The following is an 18,665-nucleotide window of genomic DNA, read 5'->3' as shown; positions in this document are numbered from 1 at the left end:
TGTAGCGAACTCGATTTGCTGAACTATCAATAATCGGCTTCCCAGTCGACGATGATCTGCTTCGCCGCCTGGTCCACCGTTTTGACAAACACGCCGACGAACGGGATCAAGCGCTCTGCCTTGACCGGCTTGCCGGTTTTGTCGGCCGCTGCGTATTCGATGCGCAGCACCGAATGCGCACCGTTGTCGATCATGTCTGCAACCTTGCCCAGGTTGACGCCGGCAAGGTTCACCACGTCCAGGCCGAGCAGGTCAACCCAGTAGAATTCGTCGGCTTCAAGCGCCGGAAATTCGCTGCGGCTCACATAGACGCGCGAGCCGCGCAGCGCCAGCGCCGCGTCGCGGTCAGCGACGCCGCCCAGAAGGGCCACGACACTGTCGCTATGCGTTTTGGCTTGCAGCGACGGCGCCGACTGGCGCTCGCGGCCTTTCATGAGCCACCAGCGCTTAGCGCTCAGCAAAGCGTCGCCGCCATGCCCGGCGTCCGCATGCGCGGCCACCTTGACCCAGCCTTTGAGGCCGTAAGCGTCGACGATTGCACCGACTTCGACCGCGTCAGCCGGCCAGCTCTCCGCCGTTTCCGCGCGCATTGCTGCTGCCTCGGAACCGGTGTTTTCAACATTGGCTTTCGCCTTGCCGCCGGCCCGCTCGCCCGACTTGCGGACGAATGCACCGAACGGCGCCTGAGCAGGCGTCTTTGCGCGCGGGCTCGCCTCTTTAGTCGCTTCCGCTGCCTTTACGCGACCTGAACTGCCGGAATCACGCTCAGACATGACGGGACCTCAGATTGAGCCTTGCTGCGAACTTCGACGCCTGTTTCGGCAAAACATTTTGCGCATCGGACTGCTCACGCGAGTTGCGCGAGCCGCCGGCCAAACCGACGACGATACGCATGCGAGCTACCATTAAGCAGCCGGCTGCGCCTTTTGCGCTTCTTTCACGAGACGCTCGACGGTCGGCGACAGTTGTGCGCCAACGCCTTGCCAATACGTCAGGCGATCTTGAGCGATACGCAGCGATTCGCCCTTCGTAGCGACCGGGTTGTAGAAGCCAACGCGCTCGATGAAGCGGCCGTCACGACGGTTACGCGAGTCGGTTGCGACGATGTTGTAGAACGGGCGCTTCTTGGAGCCGCCACGAGCCAAGCGGATGATGACCATACTAGAATCCTTGAAAACCGGGGTTCGGAACGACTGAAACACGCGATTATAGCGGGAAACCGACGCCATAACAAACACTTACCCGGATAAACTGAGCAATCGGGGTGCGCCGCCCCGACAGCGCGGGCGCGCAAGCTGGCGCAAACACATGGAGGACCTGACGGAATGCCTGTGAAATCTCTGCTGCAAACCGCGCTGTTTCGCATCCTTTCCGCCCGCCGGCCTGCATCCGTTTGCCGTCCGCGCGGTTTTCGTGGTTTCCGCGGTTTTGGCAGCGCGGTGGGCGCGTTGCTGGCCGTCGTCGCGTGCAGCGCCCTGGCCGCGCCGCCTGTGGAGCGCATCAAACTGCCGCCGGGCTTTCATATCGAAGTCTTGTCGGACGCAGTACCGAGCGCACGCGCGATGGCTTTGTCGCCAAAGGGCATTCTCTATATAGGCAGCCTCGACGGCCACGTCTATGCGCTCGAACTGCAAGGTGCGCGAGTCGCCGCCCGACATATCGTGGCCACGGGTCTCGATGCCCCGGTCGGCGTCGCCTGGCACGACGGCGCGTTGTACGTTTCGGCGGTGTCGCGAATTTTACGCTTCGATTCGATCGACACGCGCCTGAGCGCGCCGCCGCAGCCGGCGGTCGTTACGGACAAATTGCCCGCCGAGACTCATCACGGGGCGAAATTCATTGCTTTCGGCCCGGACGGCAAGCTTTACGTCCCGCAAGGCGCACCCTGCAACGTCTGCCTGAAAGATCGCGACCGCTACGCGATGATCGGCCGCATGGACCCCGACGGCAGCCATTACGAGGTCGTCGCGCGCGGCATACGCGACTCCGTCGGCTTCACATGGCATCCGGCGACGCACGAACTCTGGTTCACCGACAACGGCCGCGATCTGCTAGGCGACGACGTACCCGACGACGAACTCAACCGCGCCCCGCGCGCCGGTCTCGATTTCGGCTTTCCGTACTGTCACGCCGACGCGGTAGCCGACCCGCAATTCGGCGCGGGCCATCCGTGCAGCGCATTCACGCCACCGGTCGTCAAATTGGGCGCGCATGTCGCCGCGCTCGGCATGCGCTTTTATAGCGGCTCGATGTTCCCGGCCGACTACCGCCACAACATTTTCATTGCCGAGCACGGTTCCTGGAACCGCAGTAAGAAGTCCGGCTACCGCGTAGTAAGAGTCGTGACGGAGCCGGACGGCAGCCACGTGCGGCAGGAGGTTTTCGCCGAGGGATGGCTTCAGCCGGGAGAAACCGTGTGGGGCCGCCCCGCCGACGTGTTGCCGCTGCCAGACGGGTCGCTGCTGATCAGCGACGACTACGCCGGCGCCATTTACCGCGTCACGTACTCGGTGCCTTGAGCGGCTACCCTGGCGCCGGGCGGCTCGGGGCTTGTGGTCGCGGTCCGGGACGTCACGCGGACGGATGTGCCCGGGGCAGGCTAAGACGTATAGGCCTAGGCGTGCCACTGCCGGTGTGAAGCCGGCGATGCCGCAACGGTGGTCGCTGCCGCTGCCGACGCCAATGCTGAAGCCCTCGGCGATGCCGCACCTGCAACCGCCGCCGACGAACACGGCAACGCCCCCGCCTTGCCTGCGCGCCCGCCGCCTGAGGCTCTACGCCACGTGACCGGTCGCCCGCCGGCGGCGTAGAATGCGCGACGGTTCGCGGCCAACAATACGGCCAACAACGCGGCCAACAATTCACCGCTCATTTGCACCACAGCTTTCGACCATCAGTCCGCGCTGCCGTCTTTGCCCGTCAGTTCGCGCTGCCCATCACGCTACCCACGCCCACATGTCCACGTCTGCTTCGACCTCGACTTACTTCCGATCCAAAACGATTACCGCCGCGCTGGCGTTTTTCCTGGGCAGCCTCGGCGCGCATCGCTTTTATCTGTGCGGTCCGCGCGACGTCTACGGCTGGGCCCACGTGCTTGGCACCGTAATCGGCATTCCCGGCGCGATGTTGCTGGTAGCGAGCGAACGCTCTTCGATACTCGGCTGGGTGCTCGCATTCCCCGGCGCCGTTTCGCTTCTGGCCGCGTTTCTCGCCGCGATCGTCTATGGTCTGCGCCCGGACGAAAAGTGGGACCGGCAATTCAATGCGCACACGCAGCGACAAAGCCGCTCGGGGTGGACCGTGATCTTCGTGGTGATCTTTTCGCTGCTGATCGGCGCGTTTCTGTTGATGACCGGTCTCGCCATTTCCTTCCAGACCTACTTCGAAGGCCAAGTCCAGGCGGCGAAGGCGCTGTCGCAATAGCAGAAGGACCACGCGCACTACACGCACCGTCCACTAAAAAAGATCAAGCTGCGGATTGTCGCCAGTCGCCGCCTGGCTCCGCGGCACCTCATGACGCTTGAAGTGCGACATATCCAGAATGCCGCGGTCGCGCTGATTCAGCCCTAGACGGCGCACCGCCTTGTGGAATCGCTGCTTGAGCAGATCGGCCCACAAGCCTTCCCCCTTCATTCGGGTGGAGAAAGACGAGTCGTAGTCCTTGCCGCCCCGCATATCGCGCACACGCGCCATGACCCGTTCGGCGCGATCGGGGAAATGCGCGGCGAGCCAGTCTTTGAACAGCGGCGCAACTTCCCACGGCAGGCGCAGCACGATATAGCTCGCGTTGCTGGCGCCGGCTTCCGCGCACGCTTCGAGCACGCGCTCCATGTCCGGCTCCGTGACAAACGGAATCACTGGCGCAATGCTCACCCCGACCGGAATGCCCGCTTCGCTCAGCGTGCGGATCGTGCGCAAACGCCGCGACGGCGTAGCCGCGCGCGGTTCGAGCGTGCGCGCAATGTCGGCGTCGAGCGTCGTGATGGTAATGGCCGCCATGAATTGGCCGCGAGCCGCCATGGGCGCAAGCAGATCCAGGTCACGCTCGATCAGCGACGACTTCGTAATAGCCGCAAATGGATGATTACGCTCGCTCAGAATCTCGACGACGCGCCGTGTGAGCCGCCACTCGCGTTCTGCAGGCTGCCACGCGTCGGTATTGACGCCAAGCGCAATGGGCTCCGGCTCATAGGACTTTTTCGACAGCTCGCGCTCAAGCAGCTCGGGCGCGTTCACCTTCGCATAAATGCGGCTTTCGAAGTCGAGCCCCGGCGAGAGGCCGAGATAACTATGCGTGGGCCGCGCAAAACAATAAATACAGCCGTGCTCGCAACCGCGGTATGGATTCAGCGACACGCTAAACGGAATGTCCGGCGACGCGTTACGCGTGAGAATGCTTTTCGCCCTTTCCTCGAACACCTGGGTGCGCAGCGCCTTCGGCGCTTCACCTTCTTCCGGCGTGGCTAACCAACCGTCGTCCACCGCTTCCCGCTGGTCGACTTCGTACCGGCCTTGCACGTTCGTGACCGCACCGCGCCCCTTGCGGGGCACCGGCGGCGCGATTGGAAACTCGGCAGCGGAAGGGAAATCGGGCTCGGTCACGGCTGGCTGGACAAGTGAACAGGGCAAACAAAACGGCGCAGAACACCTGTATAAATATACAGTGTTTACGCCGTTTGTCGAGCGCCGTGCAACGAGCCTAGCGCGTGGTTTCATCCCCGACCGGGATGGTCAGCGTTTCCTTGATCTCTTCCATCACCACATAGCTTTTCGACTGCACAGCGCCCGGAAGCTGAAGCAGGATGTCGCCCAAAAGCTTGCGGTAATCGGCCATCTCGCCGATGCGCGCCTTGATCAGATAATCGAAATCGCCCGACACGAGATGGCACTCGAGCACTTCGGGGATCTTTTGCACCTCGCGGCGAAACTGGTCGAACATGTTGCCGCTCTTGTGGTCGAGCGTGATTTCGACGAACACGAGCAGCGCCGCGCCCAGCTCCGCCGGATTCACGCGCGCATAGTAGCCGGTGATCACGCCGTCGCGCTCCATGCGCTTCACACGCTCGATGCACGGCGTGACCGACAGTCCGACGTGCTCCGCGAGGTCTTTCATGGCCATCCGGCCGTCCTGCTGCAGCAGCCGAAGAATCTTGTGATCGAGCTTGTCGAGGGTTCGAACGGGCTGACGTTGGGTGCGCATAGTGTTTATTCTGAAAATCGCAGAAATACAATAACAAAACCTGCAAGCTCGCCAATAGTATAGCGCTTAACACTGGGCGCACCGCGTTTCACGTCGTTAATCGAACGATTGAAGCGAACTGAACAGCACAACGCCCGCGAATCTTGCGAATCATCTGGAGCAGCTATGCGAATCGTCGTTTTGGGCAGTGGCGTCGTCGGCGTAACGAGCGCGTATTACCTCGCACGCGCGGGTCATGAAGTGACCGTCATAGATCGTGAGCCAGGCCCGGCGCTCGAAACCAGTTTCGCCAACGCCGGCCAGATCTCGCCAGGCTATGCGTCGCCGTGGGCCGCGCCCGGCGTGCCGCTGAAAGCCGTCAAGTGGATGTTCCAGAAACACGCGCCGCTCGCCATTCGCCTCGACGGCACGCAGTTCCAGTTGCAATGGATGTGGCAGATGCTGCAGAACTGCACGGCGTCGCGCTATGCGGTCAACAAAGGACGCATGGTCCGCCTCGCCGAATACAGCCGCGATTGTCTGCAAGCGCTGCGCGCCGAGACCGGCATCCACTACGAAGGCCGCACTGGCGGCACGCTGCAGGTGTTCCGCACGCAGCAGCAATTCGACGGCGCGGCGAAAGACATCGCCGTGCTGCGCGAGGCCAACGTGCCGTTCGAACTGCTGTCGGCGGCGGAACTGGCTCAGGCCGAACCGGCGCTCGCCGCGGTCTCGCACAAGCTGACGGGCGGTCTGCGCCTGCCGGGCGACGAGACCGGCGACTGCCAGATGTTCACCACGCGCCTCGCCGCGCTGGCCGAGCAGATGGGCGTCAAATTCCGCTACAACACGCCGATCGACGCGCTCGCCATGGCCGGCGACCGCATCGCCGGCGTGCAGTGCGGCCAGGAATTGGTACGCGCCGATTCGTTCGTCGTCGCGCTCGGTTCTTACTCGACGAAATTTCTGTCCAGCCTCGTGAAGATTCCGGTCTATCCGCTGAAGGGTTACTCGATCACGGCGCCCATCGTCAACGAAGCCGCCGCGCCGGTTTCCACGGTGCTCGACGAAACGTACAAGATCGCGATTACGCGCTTCGACAACCGGATTCGCGTCGGCGGCATGGCTGAGATCGTCGGCTTCGACAAGTCGTTGCGGCAAGCGCGCCGTGAAACCCTCGAGCTGTGCGTGAACGATCTGTTCCCGGGCGGCGGCGACACGTCGAAGGCCAGCTTCTGGACCGGCCTGCGGCCCATGACGCCGGACGGCACGCCGATCGTCGGCCGCACCCCCGTGCCGAACCTGTTCCTCAACACGGGGCACGGCACGCTCGGCTGGACAATGTCGTGCGGTTCGGGCCAGTTGCTCGCCGATGTGATGTCCGGCAAGCAGCCGGCGATCAAGGCGGATGACCTCTCGGTGCATCGCTATTTCGGCGAGACCGGCGCTGCACATCGTCCGGCTTATGCCTGAAGCTTCTAGCGCCGGGCGTGGTCATGCTCGGCGCGTTTCCAGCCGGCTGTAACAGCGCAAGCCGGCTCGCCAAGAGACAAACGGCGCCTTGCGAACTGACCGCAGAAATTGGATCAATGTCCAATTGCCTGCGCTTCAGTTAACGCTGCAAGGCGCCGTTTTCGTTTACTCAGCAAGACCTCAGACTTCGCGCCGCATCAAAACTGATCCGCGGACAACGCCAGCACGCCCTCGCCGCCCTTCGCACTGACAATCGACGCCTCCAGCGCGGTCGCGAGCGGCAACACATGCTCCGCGTAGAATTGCGCCGTCGCGATCTTCGCGCCGTAAAACTGCGGGTCTTCGTCGCGCTTCTGAGCGGCCGCGAGCAGCGCACGCGCCATTTGCCAGCCGCCCAGCACAATGCCCGCGAGCTTCAGATACGGCACGCTGCCGGCAAACACCGCGTTCGGATCGCCCTTCGTGTTCGCGACGACGAAATCGACCACCGCGCCCAACGAGCGCTGCCCCTCTTCAAGATACTTTTCCATCGATCGGAACGCCTGACCTTGTTGCGCGCCAAGCAATCCGACCGTTTCGGCAACGCTTGCGAGCAGCGACTTCGCGACTTTGCCGCCGTCACGCACGGTCTTGCGGCCGATCAGATCGTTCGCCTGAATCGCGGTCGTGCCTTCGTAGATCGGCAGAATGCGAGCGTCGCGGTAATACTGCGCGGCGCCCGTCTCTTCGATGAAACCCATGCCGCCGTGCACCTGCACGCCAAGGCTGGTTACGTCGATCGACAACTCCGTGCTCCAGCCCTTCACGATCGGTACGAGAAACTCGTAAATCGCCTGATGCTCGGAGCGCTTCGCTTCGTCCGGATGACGATGTGCAATGTCGCAATGCCCGGCCGCGACATAAGCCAGCGCGCGCGACGCCTCGGTGAGCGCGCGCATCGTCGAAAGCATGCGGCGCACGTCGGGATGCTCGATGATCGCCACCGGCTGTTTCGCGGAGCCGTCGACGGGACGGCTTTGCACGCGCTCCTTCGCATAGGCCGCCGCCTTCTGATACGCGCGATCCGATACGCCGACGCCTTGCATGCCCACGGCGAACCGCGCCGCGTTCATCATGATGAACATGTACTCGAGGCCGCGATTTTCCTCGCCGATCGGATGCCCGATCGCGCCGCCGTGGTCGCCGAATTGCAGCACCGCCGTCGGACTCGCCTTGATGCCGAGCTTGTGCTCGATCGACACGCAATGCACGTCGTTGCGCTCGCCGAGCGAACCGTCTTCGTTGATCAGAAACTTCGGCACGATGAAGAGCGAGATGCCCTTCACGCCTTCGGGCGCATTCGGCGTGCGCGCGAGCACGAGATGCGCGATGTTCTTCGCCATGTCGTGCTCGCCCCACGTGATGAAAATCTTCGTGCCGAACAGCTTGAACGAGCCGTCGCCTTGCGGCTCGGCGCGCGTGCGCACGAGCGCGAGATCCGAGCCGGCCTGCGGCTCAGTGAGGTTCATTGTGCCGGTCCATTCGCCTGAAATGAGCTTCGGCACATAGGTCTGTTTTTGCGCGTCGGTGCCGGCGGTCAGCAGCGCCTCGATCGCGCCGTCGGTCAGCAACGGACACAGCGCGAACGACAGATTCGATGCGTTCAGCATCTCAACGCAAGCTGTGGCGATGAGTTTCGGCAGCCCCTGGCCTTCATACTCCACAGGATGCTGCACGCCTTGCCAGCCGCCCTCGGCAAACTGACGGAACGCTTCCTTGAAGCCGGGCGTCGCCGTCACGACGCCGTCTTTCCAACTGCTCGGATTGCGATCTCCTTCGACGTTCAGCGGAGCCAGCACCTCGCCGCACAGTTTCGCCGACTCTTCCAGCACGGCCTGAGCGGTGTCGAGGTTCGCGTCCTCGAAGCCCGGCAGCGTCGCGATCTGTTCGAGATCCGCCAGTTCCTTCATCACGAACAGCATGTCCTTGAGGGGCGCCGTATAGCTCATTTTCTGTTCTCCTCCTGCCTGATGGAAAAAGGGCGCGGGACTTGTTCGGTCCAGCGCCCTTCTTGTGTCGCCAATGCGTTGCGAAACGCCGTTAAACGGCTTTGCAGATGGCTTTATATGGCGCTAACACGCTCAGCCGAGTTCGCTCACGAGTTCCGGCACAAGCGTGAACAGATCGCCGACGAGACCATAATCGGCGACGCTGAAAATCGGCGCTTCCGGGTCTTTGTTGATCGCGACGATCACTTTGCTGTCCTTCATGCCGGCCAGATGCTGGATCGCGCCGGAAATGCCGACGGCCACATACAGTTGCGGCGCGACGATCTTGCCGGTCTGCCCGACCTGATAGTCGTTCGGCACGAAGCCGGCGTCGACCGCCGCGCGCGATGCGCCCAGCGCCGCGTTCAGCTTGTCGGCGAGCGGCTCGAGCACCTTCGTGTAGTTCTCGCCGTTGCCGAGACCGCGGCCACCCGAAACGATGATCTTCGCCGACGTCAGTTCCGGACGGTCGAGCTTCGTCACTTCGCGGCTCACGAACTGCGAGATGCCCGCGTCTGCCGCCGCTTCGATTTTTTCCACCGATGCGTTGCCGCCTTCAGCCGCCACTGCGTCGAAGCCGGTGGTGCGGACCGTGATGACCTTGATCGGGTCAGCCGATTGCACCGTCGCAATCGCATTGCCCGCGTAGATCGGACGCTCGAAAGTGTCGACGGAATCGACTGCCGTGATGTCGCTGATCTGCGCGACGTCGAGCTTGGCGGCGATACGCGGCGCGATGTTCTTGCCGTAAGCGGTAGCCGGCGCGAGGATATGCGAGTAGTCCTTCGCGATGTTCAGCACCGTCGCCTCGACGTTTTCCGCGAGTCCTTCGGCAAGCTGCGGCGCGTCGGCCAGCAGCACTTTCGAAACGCCCGCGATTTTCGCGGCTGCGTCCGCTGCGGCCTGCGCGTTCTGGCCTGCTACCAGTACGTGAATGTCACCGCCGATCTTTTGCGCGGCTGCAATGGTGTGCAGCGTCGCGGCCTTGATCGATGCGTTGTCGTGTTCTGCAATTACAAGATTCGTCATTTGCCCTGTCTCCCGCGTTCCTTAAAGCACCTTGGCTTCGGTCTTCAGCTTCTCGACCAGCGTCTTCACGTCCGGCACCTTCACGCCGGCGGAGCGCTTCGGCGGCTCGACGACCTTCAGCGTCTTCAGACGCGGCGTGACATCGACGCCGAGGTCTTCGGGCTTGACGACTTCCAGCGGCTTTTTCTTCGCCTTCATGATGTTCGGCAGCGTCACGTAGCGCGGCTCGTTCAGGCGCAGATCGGTCGTGATGACAGCGGGCAATGTGAGCGACAGCGTTTCCGCGCCGCCATCCACTTCGCGCGACACGGTCGCCTTGCCGTCAGCGACGACAACCTTCGACGCAAACGTCGCCTGCGGCAATCCAGCCAGCGCGGCGAGCATCTGGCCGGTCTGGTTGGAGTCATCGTCGATAGCCTGCTTGCCGAGAATCACCAGTTGCGGCTGTTCCTTGTCGACGAGCGCCTTCAGCAGCTTCGCGACCGCCAGCGGCTGCAATTCTTCATTCGACTCGATGAGAATCGCGCGATCCGCGCCGATGGCGAGCGCCGTGCGCAGCGTTTCCTGCGATTGCGTCGCGCCCGCCGACACGGCGATCACCTCGGTCGCCACGCCCGCTTCGCGCAGACGCACCGCTTCTTCAACCGCGATTTCGTCGAACGGATTCATCGACATCTTCACGTTCGCGATGTCGACGCCCGTGCCGTCCGACTTGACCCGGACCTTCACGTTGTAGTCGACCACTCTCTTGACTGGCACCAGGATTTTCATGCACACGCTCCAAAGTTACGAATACGTCAACCCAACGAACATTATAACGACTGCCCTCGTGGCAGCTTTGTCGCGGGCGCTCTAGCAGGAGGATATCGCTCCCCAGCGGCGTGACGGCAATATCGAACGGTCGTTCTATTTTAATCGCGAAAAAACCCGGGTGACAACCCCGGGTTCCGATTTACGACTCTAATTTTCATATCGCCGGCTGCTCACGCGGTATCTGACGGCTTCAGATCACCAGGCCGTGACCACCGAACCGCCGAATTTGCTGTCGACAAACTGCTTCACTTCCGGCGAATGGTAGGCGGCCACGAGCTTGGCGACCCACGGCTTGTTTTTGTCGGCCTCGCGGATCGCGATGACGTTCACGTACGGACCCTTCGGGTCTTCGATTGCAATGGCGTCCTGCTTCGGCTTGAGGCCGGCTTCCATCGCGAAGTTGGTGTTGATCGCGGCGGCGTCCACGTCGTTGAGCGAACGCGGAATCTGCGCGGCGTCCAGTTCGACAATCTTCAGCTTCTTCGGATTTTCGACGATGTCGAGCGGGGTCGCCTTCAGGCCCGCTTCGGCACGCAGCTTCAGCAGCCCCTGCTTTTGCAGCAGCAGCAAGGCGCGGCCGCCGTTGGTCGGATCGTTCGGCACCGCGATCTTCGCGCCTTGCGGCAGTTCGGCCAGCGACTTCACCTTCTTCGAGTAGATGCCCATCGGGTACGTGACCGTATCGGCGACGCGAATCAGCTTGTAGCCGCGGTCCTTGACCTGCGCCTGCAAGTACGGGTCGTGCTGATAGCTGTTGGCGTCCAGATCGCCGCCCGCGAGCGCCGCGTTCGGCTGCACGTAGTCGGAGAACTCGACGACCTTGATGTTCAGACCGTTCTTTGCGGCGACGCTCTTCACGACTTCCATGATCTGCGCGTGCGGACCGCCGGTCACGCCGACCTTGATGGTGTCTTCAGCGTGGGCCGCATTTGCGGCGAACAGCGACGCGGCGCCGAATGCCGCGACCAGCTTGACTATGAAACGACGTTGCATGATGGACCTTTTGATTTATTTATGGCTCAGACGACGCACGAGCCAATCCCCGAACGACTGCACCAACTGCACGAACACGATAAGAATCACGACGACTGTCAACATGACTTCCGGCAGAAAACGCTGATACCCGTAGCGAATGCCGAGGTCGCCAAGACCGCCGCCGCCGATCGCACCGGCCATCGCCGAATAGCCGACCAGCGAGACGAACGTGATGGTCAAGCCGGCCACGACGCCCGGCAGCGATTCCGGCAACAGCACCTTGAAGACGATCTGGCTGGTGGTCGCGCCCATCGCCTGAGCCGCTTCGATCAGCCCGCGATCGACTTCGCGCAGCGCCGTTTCCACGAGACGCGCGATGAACGGCGCCGCGGCAATCGTCAGCGGCACCACCGCCGCGGCCGTGCCGATCGACGATCCGACCACAAGGCGCGTGAACGGAATCACCGCCACGAGCAGGATGATGAACGGCGTCGAGCGCACCGCATTCACGACCATGCCGACGACGCGATTCACCGCGACGTTCTGCAACACGCCCTGACGGTCGGTCAGATACAGCAGCACGCCGAGCGGCAAGCCCACCAACGCGCCGACCAGTCCGGAAATGCCCACCATCACGAGCGTTTCCCAGAACGACTGGACGAACATATCGAACATTTCACTCAACATACGAGAGCTCCTCCACCACCACACCCTGTTCGCGCAGATACGCGAGCGCCTGCGCCACCTTCGCCGGTTCGCCGCCCGCGAGCACCGCGAGCGAGCCGAACGCCTGCCCCTGAATCTCGTCGATCTGGCCGTGCAGGATGTTGAAGTCGAGTTCGTAGCGGCGAATCGTCTCCGAGAGAATCGGCTGATCGACGCCCGAACCCGTGAACGCGAGGCGCAGCAAATGGCCGCTGCCCGTCTTCAGACGTTCGGCGACGCGAGCCTTCATTGCGGGCGGCAGTTCCTGCGCGATCACGTCGCCGATCAGCGCGCGCGTGACTTCGTGATGCGGCTGCAGAAACACGTCGATCACCTTGCCCTGTTCGACGACGCGGCCCGCGTCGAGCACGGCGACGCGATCGCACACCTGCTTGATCACATCCATCTGATGCGTGATCAGCACGACGGTCAGGTTCAGTTCGCGGTTGATGCGCTTGAGCAGATCGAGAATCGAGCGGGTGGTTTCGGGATCGAGCGCGGACGTCGCTTCGTCGGAAAGCAGCACCTTCGGCTTGCTTGCCAACGCGCGCGCGATGCCGACGCGCTGCTTCTGCCCGCCGCTGATCTGCGCCGGGTAGCGGTCCTTCTGCGCGGACAGGCCCACGAGTTCCAGCAGCGGCAACACGTTCGCCTCGATCTCGTCGCGCTTCATGCCGGCAAGCTCGAGCGGCAACGCGACGTTCTCGAACACCGTGCGCGACGACAGCAAATTGAAGTGCTGAAAGATCATGCCGATCTCGCGGCGCGCTTCGCGCAGTTGCGCGGCGGGCAGCGTGGTCAGATCGCGGCCGTCGACGACGATGTTGCCTTCGGTCGGACGCGTCAGCAGGTTGATCGTGCGGACCAGCGTGCTCTTGCCCGCGCCGCTGCGGCCGATGATGCCGAACACCTCGCCCGCCGGAATCGACAGATTGACGTTGTGCAGCGCCTCGACCCAGCCCCGGGGCCCCGCGAACCGCTGAGAGATATTGCGTATTTCGATCATGGAAAAACGAAACGGCGGGTTTGCCGACGAGCGTCGTGCGCTCCCCGGCCAAGCGGCCGCCGTTACTTTTATTGGGAATTTGAGCCCGCGATTCTACCGCGCCCCGGGCATTCCCTTTAATAATCAATTACGATCTTTTCATAACTGTTAGATATTAGAGGACGGACCCGCCGCCCATTTCCGCTGACGCGAGGGGCGACGGTCTATGATCGCGCGAACCCCAATTCACGGACGCGCGCCATGGAGACCTCGGAACAACGCTTTGCCTCTGACGACGAAACCGGAGCAGACAGCTCGGAGCCGGTGCGCTCGACCGCCCCCACGTCGGATGGCCTCGAACTGCCGCTCTACCGTTGGCCAACCCGCGAAGCGCCGCGCGCGAGCATTGCGCTGATTCACGGACTCGCCGAGCATGCGGGCCGCTATTCGGCGCTGGCCGCGCGGCTCAATGCAGCCGGGATCGAACTGCTGGCGATCGACTTGCGCGGTCACGGCCGCGCGCCGGGCAAGCGCGCCTATGTCGAACGATTCGACGATTACCTGCTGGATGCGCAGGCGTTGCTCGACGCCGCCGTGCAGACGGTGCGGAACCCGACGCGGCTGTTCCTGATGGGCCATAGCATGGGCGGCGCTATCGCCGCGCTCTACGCAATCGAGCGCGCCAGCGCCGCCTCGCAAGCAACAGGCAGCCGCGCCAATCTGAGCGGTCTGATCCTGTCGAGCCCCGCGCTCGCGCCTGGCCGCGACGTGCCGGGCTGGATGCTCGCGCTGAGTCAGGTTATCAGCCGTGTCTGGCCAGGCTTTCCGGCGATGAAAATCGACGCCGCCCTGCTGTCTCGGGTGCAATCCGTCGTGGACGCCAATCGCAGCGACCCGCTCGTGCATCATGCGGCGATTCCGGCGCGCACCGGCGCGGAGTTGCTGCTCGCGATGGCGCGGATCGAACGCGGACGCGCGGGACTGCGTCTGCCGCTTCTCGTGTATCACGGCACCGCCGATAAACTCACGGAGCCCGAAGGCAGCCGCGTCTTCGGCGAGCACGCCGGCTCGCCGGACAAGACACTCAGGCTCTACGAATCGAGCTATCACGAGACGATGAACGATCTCGACCGCGATCGCGTGATCGGCGAACTGATCGAGTGGGTTCTTCAGCGCGCGCAGCGGGCGCTTTAACGCCTAGCGCTTCCAGTCAGGCGGGCGTTTGTCGATGAACGCCTGCACGCCCTCGAGCGCGGAGTCGTCCATCATGTTGCAGGCCATCGTCTGGCCCGCGAGTTGATACGCGGCCTCTATGCCCATTTCCAGTTGCCGGTAGAAGAGACCCTTGCCCGCGCTCACCGCTTCCACCGGTTTCGCGCAGATGCTGGTGGCAAGCCGCGCCACTTCCGCGTCGAGCGAGTCCAGCGGCACGACGCGATTGACGAGGCCCTGCTGCTTCGCCTCGGCGGCGTCGATGAAATCGCCGGTCAACAGCATTTCGAGCGCCGCCTTGCGCGACAGATTGCGCGACAGCGGCACCGACGGCGTCGCGCAAAAGAGCCCGAGATTCACGCCCGACACAGCGAAACGCGCGGTATCGGAAGCCACGGCGAGATCGCACATCGCGACGAGCTGGCAGCCCGCCGCCGTCGCGATGCCATGCACTCGCGCGATCACCGGCTGCGGCAAGCGCTGGATCGTCAGCATGAGTTTCGTGCAGCGGGCGAACAGCGCCTGGTAATACGCAAGCGACGGCGCCGCGCGCATTTCCTTCAGATCATGTCCCGCGCAGAACGCGCGCCCCGCGCCGGCGATCACGACCACGCGCGCCTCCGATCGCGCGACTTCGTTCAGCGCGTCCTGCAACGCGTCGAGCATGCCTTCGGAGAGCGCGTTGAAAGCGTCGGGCCGGTTCATCGTCAGACGCACGACGCCGGGTACGCCGTACGCGCCGGTTTCCGTCTCCACTAGCGAAGCGCTGCGTGCATCCTCGTTCATGGCTTGCTCTTCCTCAGATTTCGGCCAGCGCGCGCACGTGGGCAACCACGCTGCGCCCGAGCGCGGACAGGTTGTAGCCGCCTTCGAGACAACTCACGATCCGCCCGCTCGCATAGCGTTTCGCGACGTCGCGCATCTGCTCGGTGATCCACACGTAGTCGTCTTCGACGAGGCCCATGTTGCCGAGGTCGTCTTCGCGATGCGCGTCGAAGCCCGCGGAAATGAACAGCATCTCCGGCTTGAAGTCGTTCAGACGCGGCAGCCACAGCATGTCCACCGCCTCGCGCACGGCCATGCCTTTCGAGCGCGCGGGCATCGGCACGTTGCACATGTTGGGCGCCTGATTGTCGGCGCCCGTGAACGGATAGAACGGATGCTGGAAGATGCTGCACATCAGCACGCGCGGGTCGCCCGAAAACGCCGCTTCGGTGCCGTTGCCGTGATGCACGTCGAAGTCGATGATCGCAACGCGCTGCAAGCCGTGCACCTCGAGCGCATGACGCGCGGCGATGGCGACGTTGTTGAAGAAGCAGAAGCCCATTGCACGCGCCGGCTCGGCGTGATGGCCGGGCGGGCGCACGCTGCAAAAAGCGTTGTCGAAGCGGCCTTCGATGACCGCGTCGGTAGCGGCCACCGCCGCGCCGGCTGCGCGTAACGCCGCCTGCAAGGTGTGCGGGTTCATCGACGTGTCGGGGTCGATCTCGGCGCGGCCCTCGGCAGGCGAACAGCTACGGATGTAGTCGATGTGCGCCTGCGTATGCACGCGCAGCAGCGCCGCTTCGTCGGCGAGCGGCGGCGATTCGCGTTCGATCAACGCGTCGATGCGGCTCGCGATCAATTGATCTTCGATGGCCTGCAACCGTGCGGGGCATTCGGGATGCCATTGCCCCATATCGTGCAGCAGACAGTCGGCGTGGGAATAGAAACCTGTTGCCATGATTCTTTTCTGCGGCGCAGCGCTGGCAGCGTGCGCGGCGTGTCTCCGTCCAGGGGCGCGCGCCCACGGCGCGCCAACATTCATGAAGTTACCACACGACGCAGCGATGACGCGTCGTTCCGCATCACGCCGCTGTGACGTGTCCGGCACAGTTTCGCAAGAGGCCTCGGGTATACTGCCCGTTCCGTTTTCCTCCCGTCTTTGTCCTTTCGCTCTGCGCCCCCAGCTCACTATGACCGTCAAGCTTGCTCTGTCTGCACGAAACCGGCTCAGCATCCGAACCATCGCCGCCGCACTCTCCACCGCATCGTGCATGTTCATGGCAACCACTCCGGCTCTCGCGCAGAGCACCGGCAAAAAACCGCCCGTACTTGTCGCTCAGGCGCAGCCGCAAACCGCCGTTCCGCAAGGGCAAACGTTTGAGGAAGAAATTATTCCGCAGCGTTACGCGAACAACGCGAATGTCGATGCGTTCATCAACGACATGGCGGCGCGCTACGATTTCGACGAAGCCGCGCTGCATTCGCTGTTTGCCGGCGTCAGCTATTCGGCGACCGCGGTGAAGCTGGTCACGCCGTCGCCGTCGGCCGCGGTGAAAAACTGGCGCGTGTACCAGTCGCGCTTTCTCGATCAGATCCGCATCAACGCCGGCATCCGTTTCTGGCGCGCGAATCGGGCCACGCTGCAGCGCGCGTATGAAGAGTTCGGCGTGCCGCCGGAAGTGATCGTCGGCATTCTCGGCGTGGAGACGATTTACGGGCGTTTCATGGGCAACTTCCGTGTGCTCGACGCACTGACCACGCTCAGTTTCGATTACCCGAATACACCGAATCGCGCGGACCGCCAGGCGACCTTCCGCAAGAATCTCGAAGACTACCTGGTGTGGACGCGCGATTCGCAGATCGATCCGAGCACGGTGCTCGGCTCGTACACCGGCGCGATCGGCATTCCGCAATTTCTGCCGAGCAGCATCGTGCAGTATGCGGTCAGCTACGATGGCCACAAGGACATCGACCTGCGCACGAGCCAGGCGGATGCAATCGGCAGCGTCGCCAACTATCTGCGCAAGAACGGTTGGGAGAACGGCCGGCCGGTCGTGTGGAAGATCGGTAGCGATGCGGGCAGCCTCGGCGTCGCGCAAGCAGCCGCCGACGGTGCGCCGGAGCCGCATTGGCCGCTCGACCAGTTGTTGCGCGCCGGGCTCGTGCTCAATGAGCCGAACGTAAATATCTCTTCCGAAGTGGCAACGCCGGTCACGGTGGTGGATCTGCCCTCGCCCGGACGCGGCACGGAATACATGCTGGGCCTGAAGAACTTCTATGTGCTGACGCGCTATAACCGCAGCTTCTTTTATGCGCTCGCGGTTTATCAGTTGGGGCAGCGCATCAAGTCGCAGATGGAAGCGAGCGACGGCGGCAATGCCAACGGAAATTCCAACGGCAATTCCGTCGATAACGCGGCGCCGGCGAGCGACGCTTCGCAATGAAGTTAGGCAGCGCGAGGCGCGCTGTCGGATCGCTTCGCATGTGATGTGATGGAAAAGAAAAAAGCGCCGGCAGGCGCTTTTTTCTTTGTCCGCAAGCAGCAAGGCGCCGAACGCCGCCAGCCGCACCCGTATTGCCGCCTTACGCCGGAAACACGCCCGTCGACAAATAACGGTCGCCGCGATCGCAGACGATAAACACGATGGTCGCGTTCTCGATTTGCCGCGCGACGCGCAACGCGACTTCGCACGCGCCGCCCGACGAAATGCCCGCGAAGATCCCTTCCACCGATGCAAGCCGCCGGGCCATTGCCTCGGCTGCCGCCTGGCTCACGTTCTCGACGCGATCCACGCGGCTGCGGTCGAAAATTTTCGGCAGATACGCTTCCGGCCATTTGCGGATGCCTGGAATGCGCGAACCTTCCTCCGGCTGCGCGCCGATAATCTCGATTGCCTGGTTCTGCTGCTTCAGATACGTGGACACGCCCATGATCGTGCCGGTCGTCCCCATCGACGAAACGAAGTGGGTGATGCGCCCTTCGGTATCGCGCCAGATTTCGGGGCCCGTACCTTCGACGTGCGACGCCGGATTGTCCGGGTTCGCGAACTGATCGAGGATGATGCCCTTGCCGTCGCGCTGCATCTGTTCGGCAAGATCGCGCGCGTACTCCATGCCGCCCGTGACCGGCGTGAGGATGATTTGCGCGCCATACGCGGCCATGCTCTGACGGCGCTCCACCGACAGGTCTTCCGGCATGATCAGCACCATCTTGTAGCCGCGGATCGCCGCGGCCATCGCGAGTGCGATGCCGGTGTTGCCGCTCGTCGATTCGATCAGCGTGTCGCCCGGTTTGATACGGCCGCGCGCTTCCGCTTTCTTGATCATCGACAACGCCGGGCGGTCCTTCACCGAGCCGGCGGGATTGTTGCCCTCGAGCTTGGCGAGCACCACGTTATTGCGGCTGCGGATCTCGTCGTCGGTGAGCCGGACGAGTTGCACGAGCGGCGTATTGCCGATCGTGTCTTCAATCGTTTTGTAAGCCATATCGGTTCAGGTGCTG

Annotated in this window: 19 protein-coding genes; 5 read left to right on the top strand and 14 right to left on the bottom strand. The window is 63.2% G+C overall.

The window, feature by feature from the left end; all coding sequences use genetic code 11:
* Positions 1-26 precede the first annotated feature (26 nt).
* From rimM to rpsP, 3 genes are read right to left on the bottom strand one after another with little or no spacing between them, the layout of a single operon-like run.
* Positions 27-773, bottom strand: coding sequence for a ribosome maturation factor RimM (rimM, locus tag AB6809_RS05120; protein WP_029967870.1), 747 nt, complete (start codon positions 771-773; stop codon positions 27-29).
* Entirely contained in the window at positions 766-894 is a 129-nt protein-coding gene (locus AB6809_RS05115; protein WP_307257386.1) for a hypothetical protein, read from the bottom strand. Before AB6809_RS05115 ends, rimM begins: the two co-directional genes overlap by 8 nt.
* Before the next feature lie 11 nt (positions 895-905).
* Positions 906-1,160 carry a 30S ribosomal protein S16 gene (gene rpsP / locus AB6809_RS05110; protein WP_006050280.1) on the bottom strand — a complete coding sequence of 85 codons (255 nt, stop codon included), beginning with the start codon at positions 1,158-1,160 and terminating at the stop codon, positions 906-908.
* Between the two features lie 165 nt (positions 1,161-1,325).
* Between rpsP and AB6809_RS05105 the strand changes: the two genes are divergently transcribed.
* Positions 1,326-2,519 carry a sorbosone dehydrogenase family protein gene (locus AB6809_RS05105; protein ID WP_029967872.1) on the top strand — a complete coding sequence of 398 codons (1,194 nt, stop codon included), beginning with the start codon at positions 1,326-1,328 and terminating at the stop codon, positions 2,517-2,519.
* Between the two features lie 436 nt (positions 2,520-2,955).
* The gene (locus tag AB6809_RS05100) at positions 2,956-3,423 is read left to right on the top strand and encodes an NINE protein (RefSeq protein ID WP_029967875.1); all 468 of its coding nucleotides are present in this window, start codon (positions 2,956-2,958) and stop codon (positions 3,421-3,423) included.
* Positions 3,424-3,456: 33 nt separating this feature from the next.
* Here the strand turns inward: AB6809_RS05100 and AB6809_RS05095 are convergent, their stop codons facing one another.
* Positions 3,457-4,602 (bottom strand): PA0069 family radical SAM protein, encoded by a 1,146-nt coding sequence (locus AB6809_RS05095; protein WP_029967878.1) that lies wholly within the window; start codon positions 4,600-4,602, stop codon positions 3,457-3,459.
* Positions 4,603-4,699: 97 nt separating this feature from the next.
* A complete protein-coding gene (locus AB6809_RS05090) occupies positions 4,700-5,200 on the bottom strand; it encodes an Lrp/AsnC ligand binding domain-containing protein (RefSeq protein WP_029967879.1) in 501 nt (166 codons plus the stop codon).
* Between the two features lie 108 nt (positions 5,201-5,308).
* Between AB6809_RS05090 and AB6809_RS05085 the strand changes: the two genes are divergently transcribed.
* Entirely contained in the window at positions 5,309-6,652 is a 1,344-nt protein-coding gene (locus AB6809_RS05085; protein ID WP_371026055.1) for a D-amino acid dehydrogenase, read from the top strand.
* 197 nt (positions 6,653-6,849) lie between these two features.
* On the opposite strand, the gene AB6809_RS05080 is transcribed toward AB6809_RS05085, so the two are convergent.
* From AB6809_RS05080 to AB6809_RS05055, 6 genes are all read right to left on the bottom strand, one after another.
* Entirely contained in the window at positions 6,850-8,640 is a 1,791-nt protein-coding gene (locus AB6809_RS05080) for an acyl-CoA dehydrogenase (RefSeq protein ID WP_029967881.1), read from the bottom strand.
* 132 nt (positions 8,641-8,772) lie between these two features.
* The gene (locus AB6809_RS05075) at positions 8,773-9,708 is read right to left on the bottom strand and encodes an electron transfer flavoprotein subunit alpha/FixB family protein (protein ID WP_029967883.1); all 936 of its coding nucleotides are present in this window, start codon (positions 9,706-9,708) and stop codon (positions 8,773-8,775) included.
* Positions 9,709-9,729: 21 nt separating this feature from the next.
* Entirely contained in the window at positions 9,730-10,479 is a 750-nt protein-coding gene (locus AB6809_RS05070) for an electron transfer flavoprotein subunit beta/FixA family protein (protein WP_029967885.1), read from the bottom strand.
* Between the two features lie 237 nt (positions 10,480-10,716).
* Positions 10,717-11,514 carry a MetQ/NlpA family ABC transporter substrate-binding protein gene (locus AB6809_RS05065; protein WP_029967888.1) on the bottom strand — a complete coding sequence of 266 codons (798 nt, stop codon included), beginning with the start codon at positions 11,512-11,514 and terminating at the stop codon, positions 10,717-10,719.
* 15 nt (positions 11,515-11,529) lie between these two features.
* Positions 11,530-12,183 (bottom strand): methionine ABC transporter permease, encoded by a 654-nt coding sequence (locus AB6809_RS05060; protein WP_006050268.1) that lies wholly within the window; start codon positions 12,181-12,183, stop codon positions 11,530-11,532.
* Complete coding sequence (locus AB6809_RS05055) at positions 12,173-13,207, bottom strand: methionine ABC transporter ATP-binding protein (protein ID WP_006050267.1); 1,035 nt, start codon at positions 13,205-13,207, stop codon at positions 12,173-12,175. Before AB6809_RS05055 ends, AB6809_RS05060 begins: the two co-directional genes overlap by 11 nt.
* Positions 13,208-13,447: 240 nt before the next feature.
* Between AB6809_RS05055 and AB6809_RS05050 the strand changes: the two genes are divergently transcribed.
* Entirely contained in the window at positions 13,448-14,380 is a 933-nt protein-coding gene (locus AB6809_RS05050; protein ID WP_029967890.1) for an alpha/beta hydrolase, read from the top strand.
* A 3-nt stretch (positions 14,381-14,383) separates the two neighbouring features.
* Here AB6809_RS05050 and AB6809_RS05045 read toward each other — a convergent pair whose 3' ends face one another.
* A complete protein-coding gene (locus AB6809_RS05045) occupies positions 14,384-15,184 on the bottom strand; it encodes an enoyl-CoA hydratase (RefSeq protein WP_006050265.1) in 801 nt (266 codons plus the stop codon).
* A gap of 13 nt (positions 15,185-15,197) precedes the next feature.
* Positions 15,198-16,121, bottom strand: coding sequence for a histone deacetylase family protein (locus tag AB6809_RS05040; RefSeq protein ID WP_006050264.1), 924 nt, complete (start codon positions 16,119-16,121; stop codon positions 15,198-15,200).
* Between the two features lie 313 nt (positions 16,122-16,434).
* Between AB6809_RS05040 and mltB the strand changes: the two genes are divergently transcribed.
* Positions 16,435-17,607, top strand: coding sequence for a lytic murein transglycosylase B (gene mltB / locus AB6809_RS05035; RefSeq protein ID WP_006050263.1), 1,173 nt, complete (start codon positions 16,435-16,437; stop codon positions 17,605-17,607).
* A gap of 139 nt (positions 17,608-17,746) precedes the next feature.
* Here mltB and cysM read toward each other — a convergent pair whose 3' ends face one another.
* The gene (gene cysM / locus AB6809_RS05030; protein ID WP_029967892.1) at positions 17,747-18,649 is read right to left on the bottom strand and encodes a cysteine synthase CysM; all 903 of its coding nucleotides are present in this window, start codon (positions 18,647-18,649) and stop codon (positions 17,747-17,749) included.
* Positions 18,650-18,665 lie beyond the last annotated feature (16 nt).

The organism is Paraburkholderia sp. RCC_158, assembly GCF_041355255.1.
Taxonomy (GTDB): domain Bacteria; phylum Pseudomonadota; class Gammaproteobacteria; order Burkholderiales; family Burkholderiaceae; genus Paraburkholderia; species Paraburkholderia graminis.
Note: the sequence above shows the minus strand (reverse complement) of the source record. Positions and strands in the feature narration are given on the sequence as shown.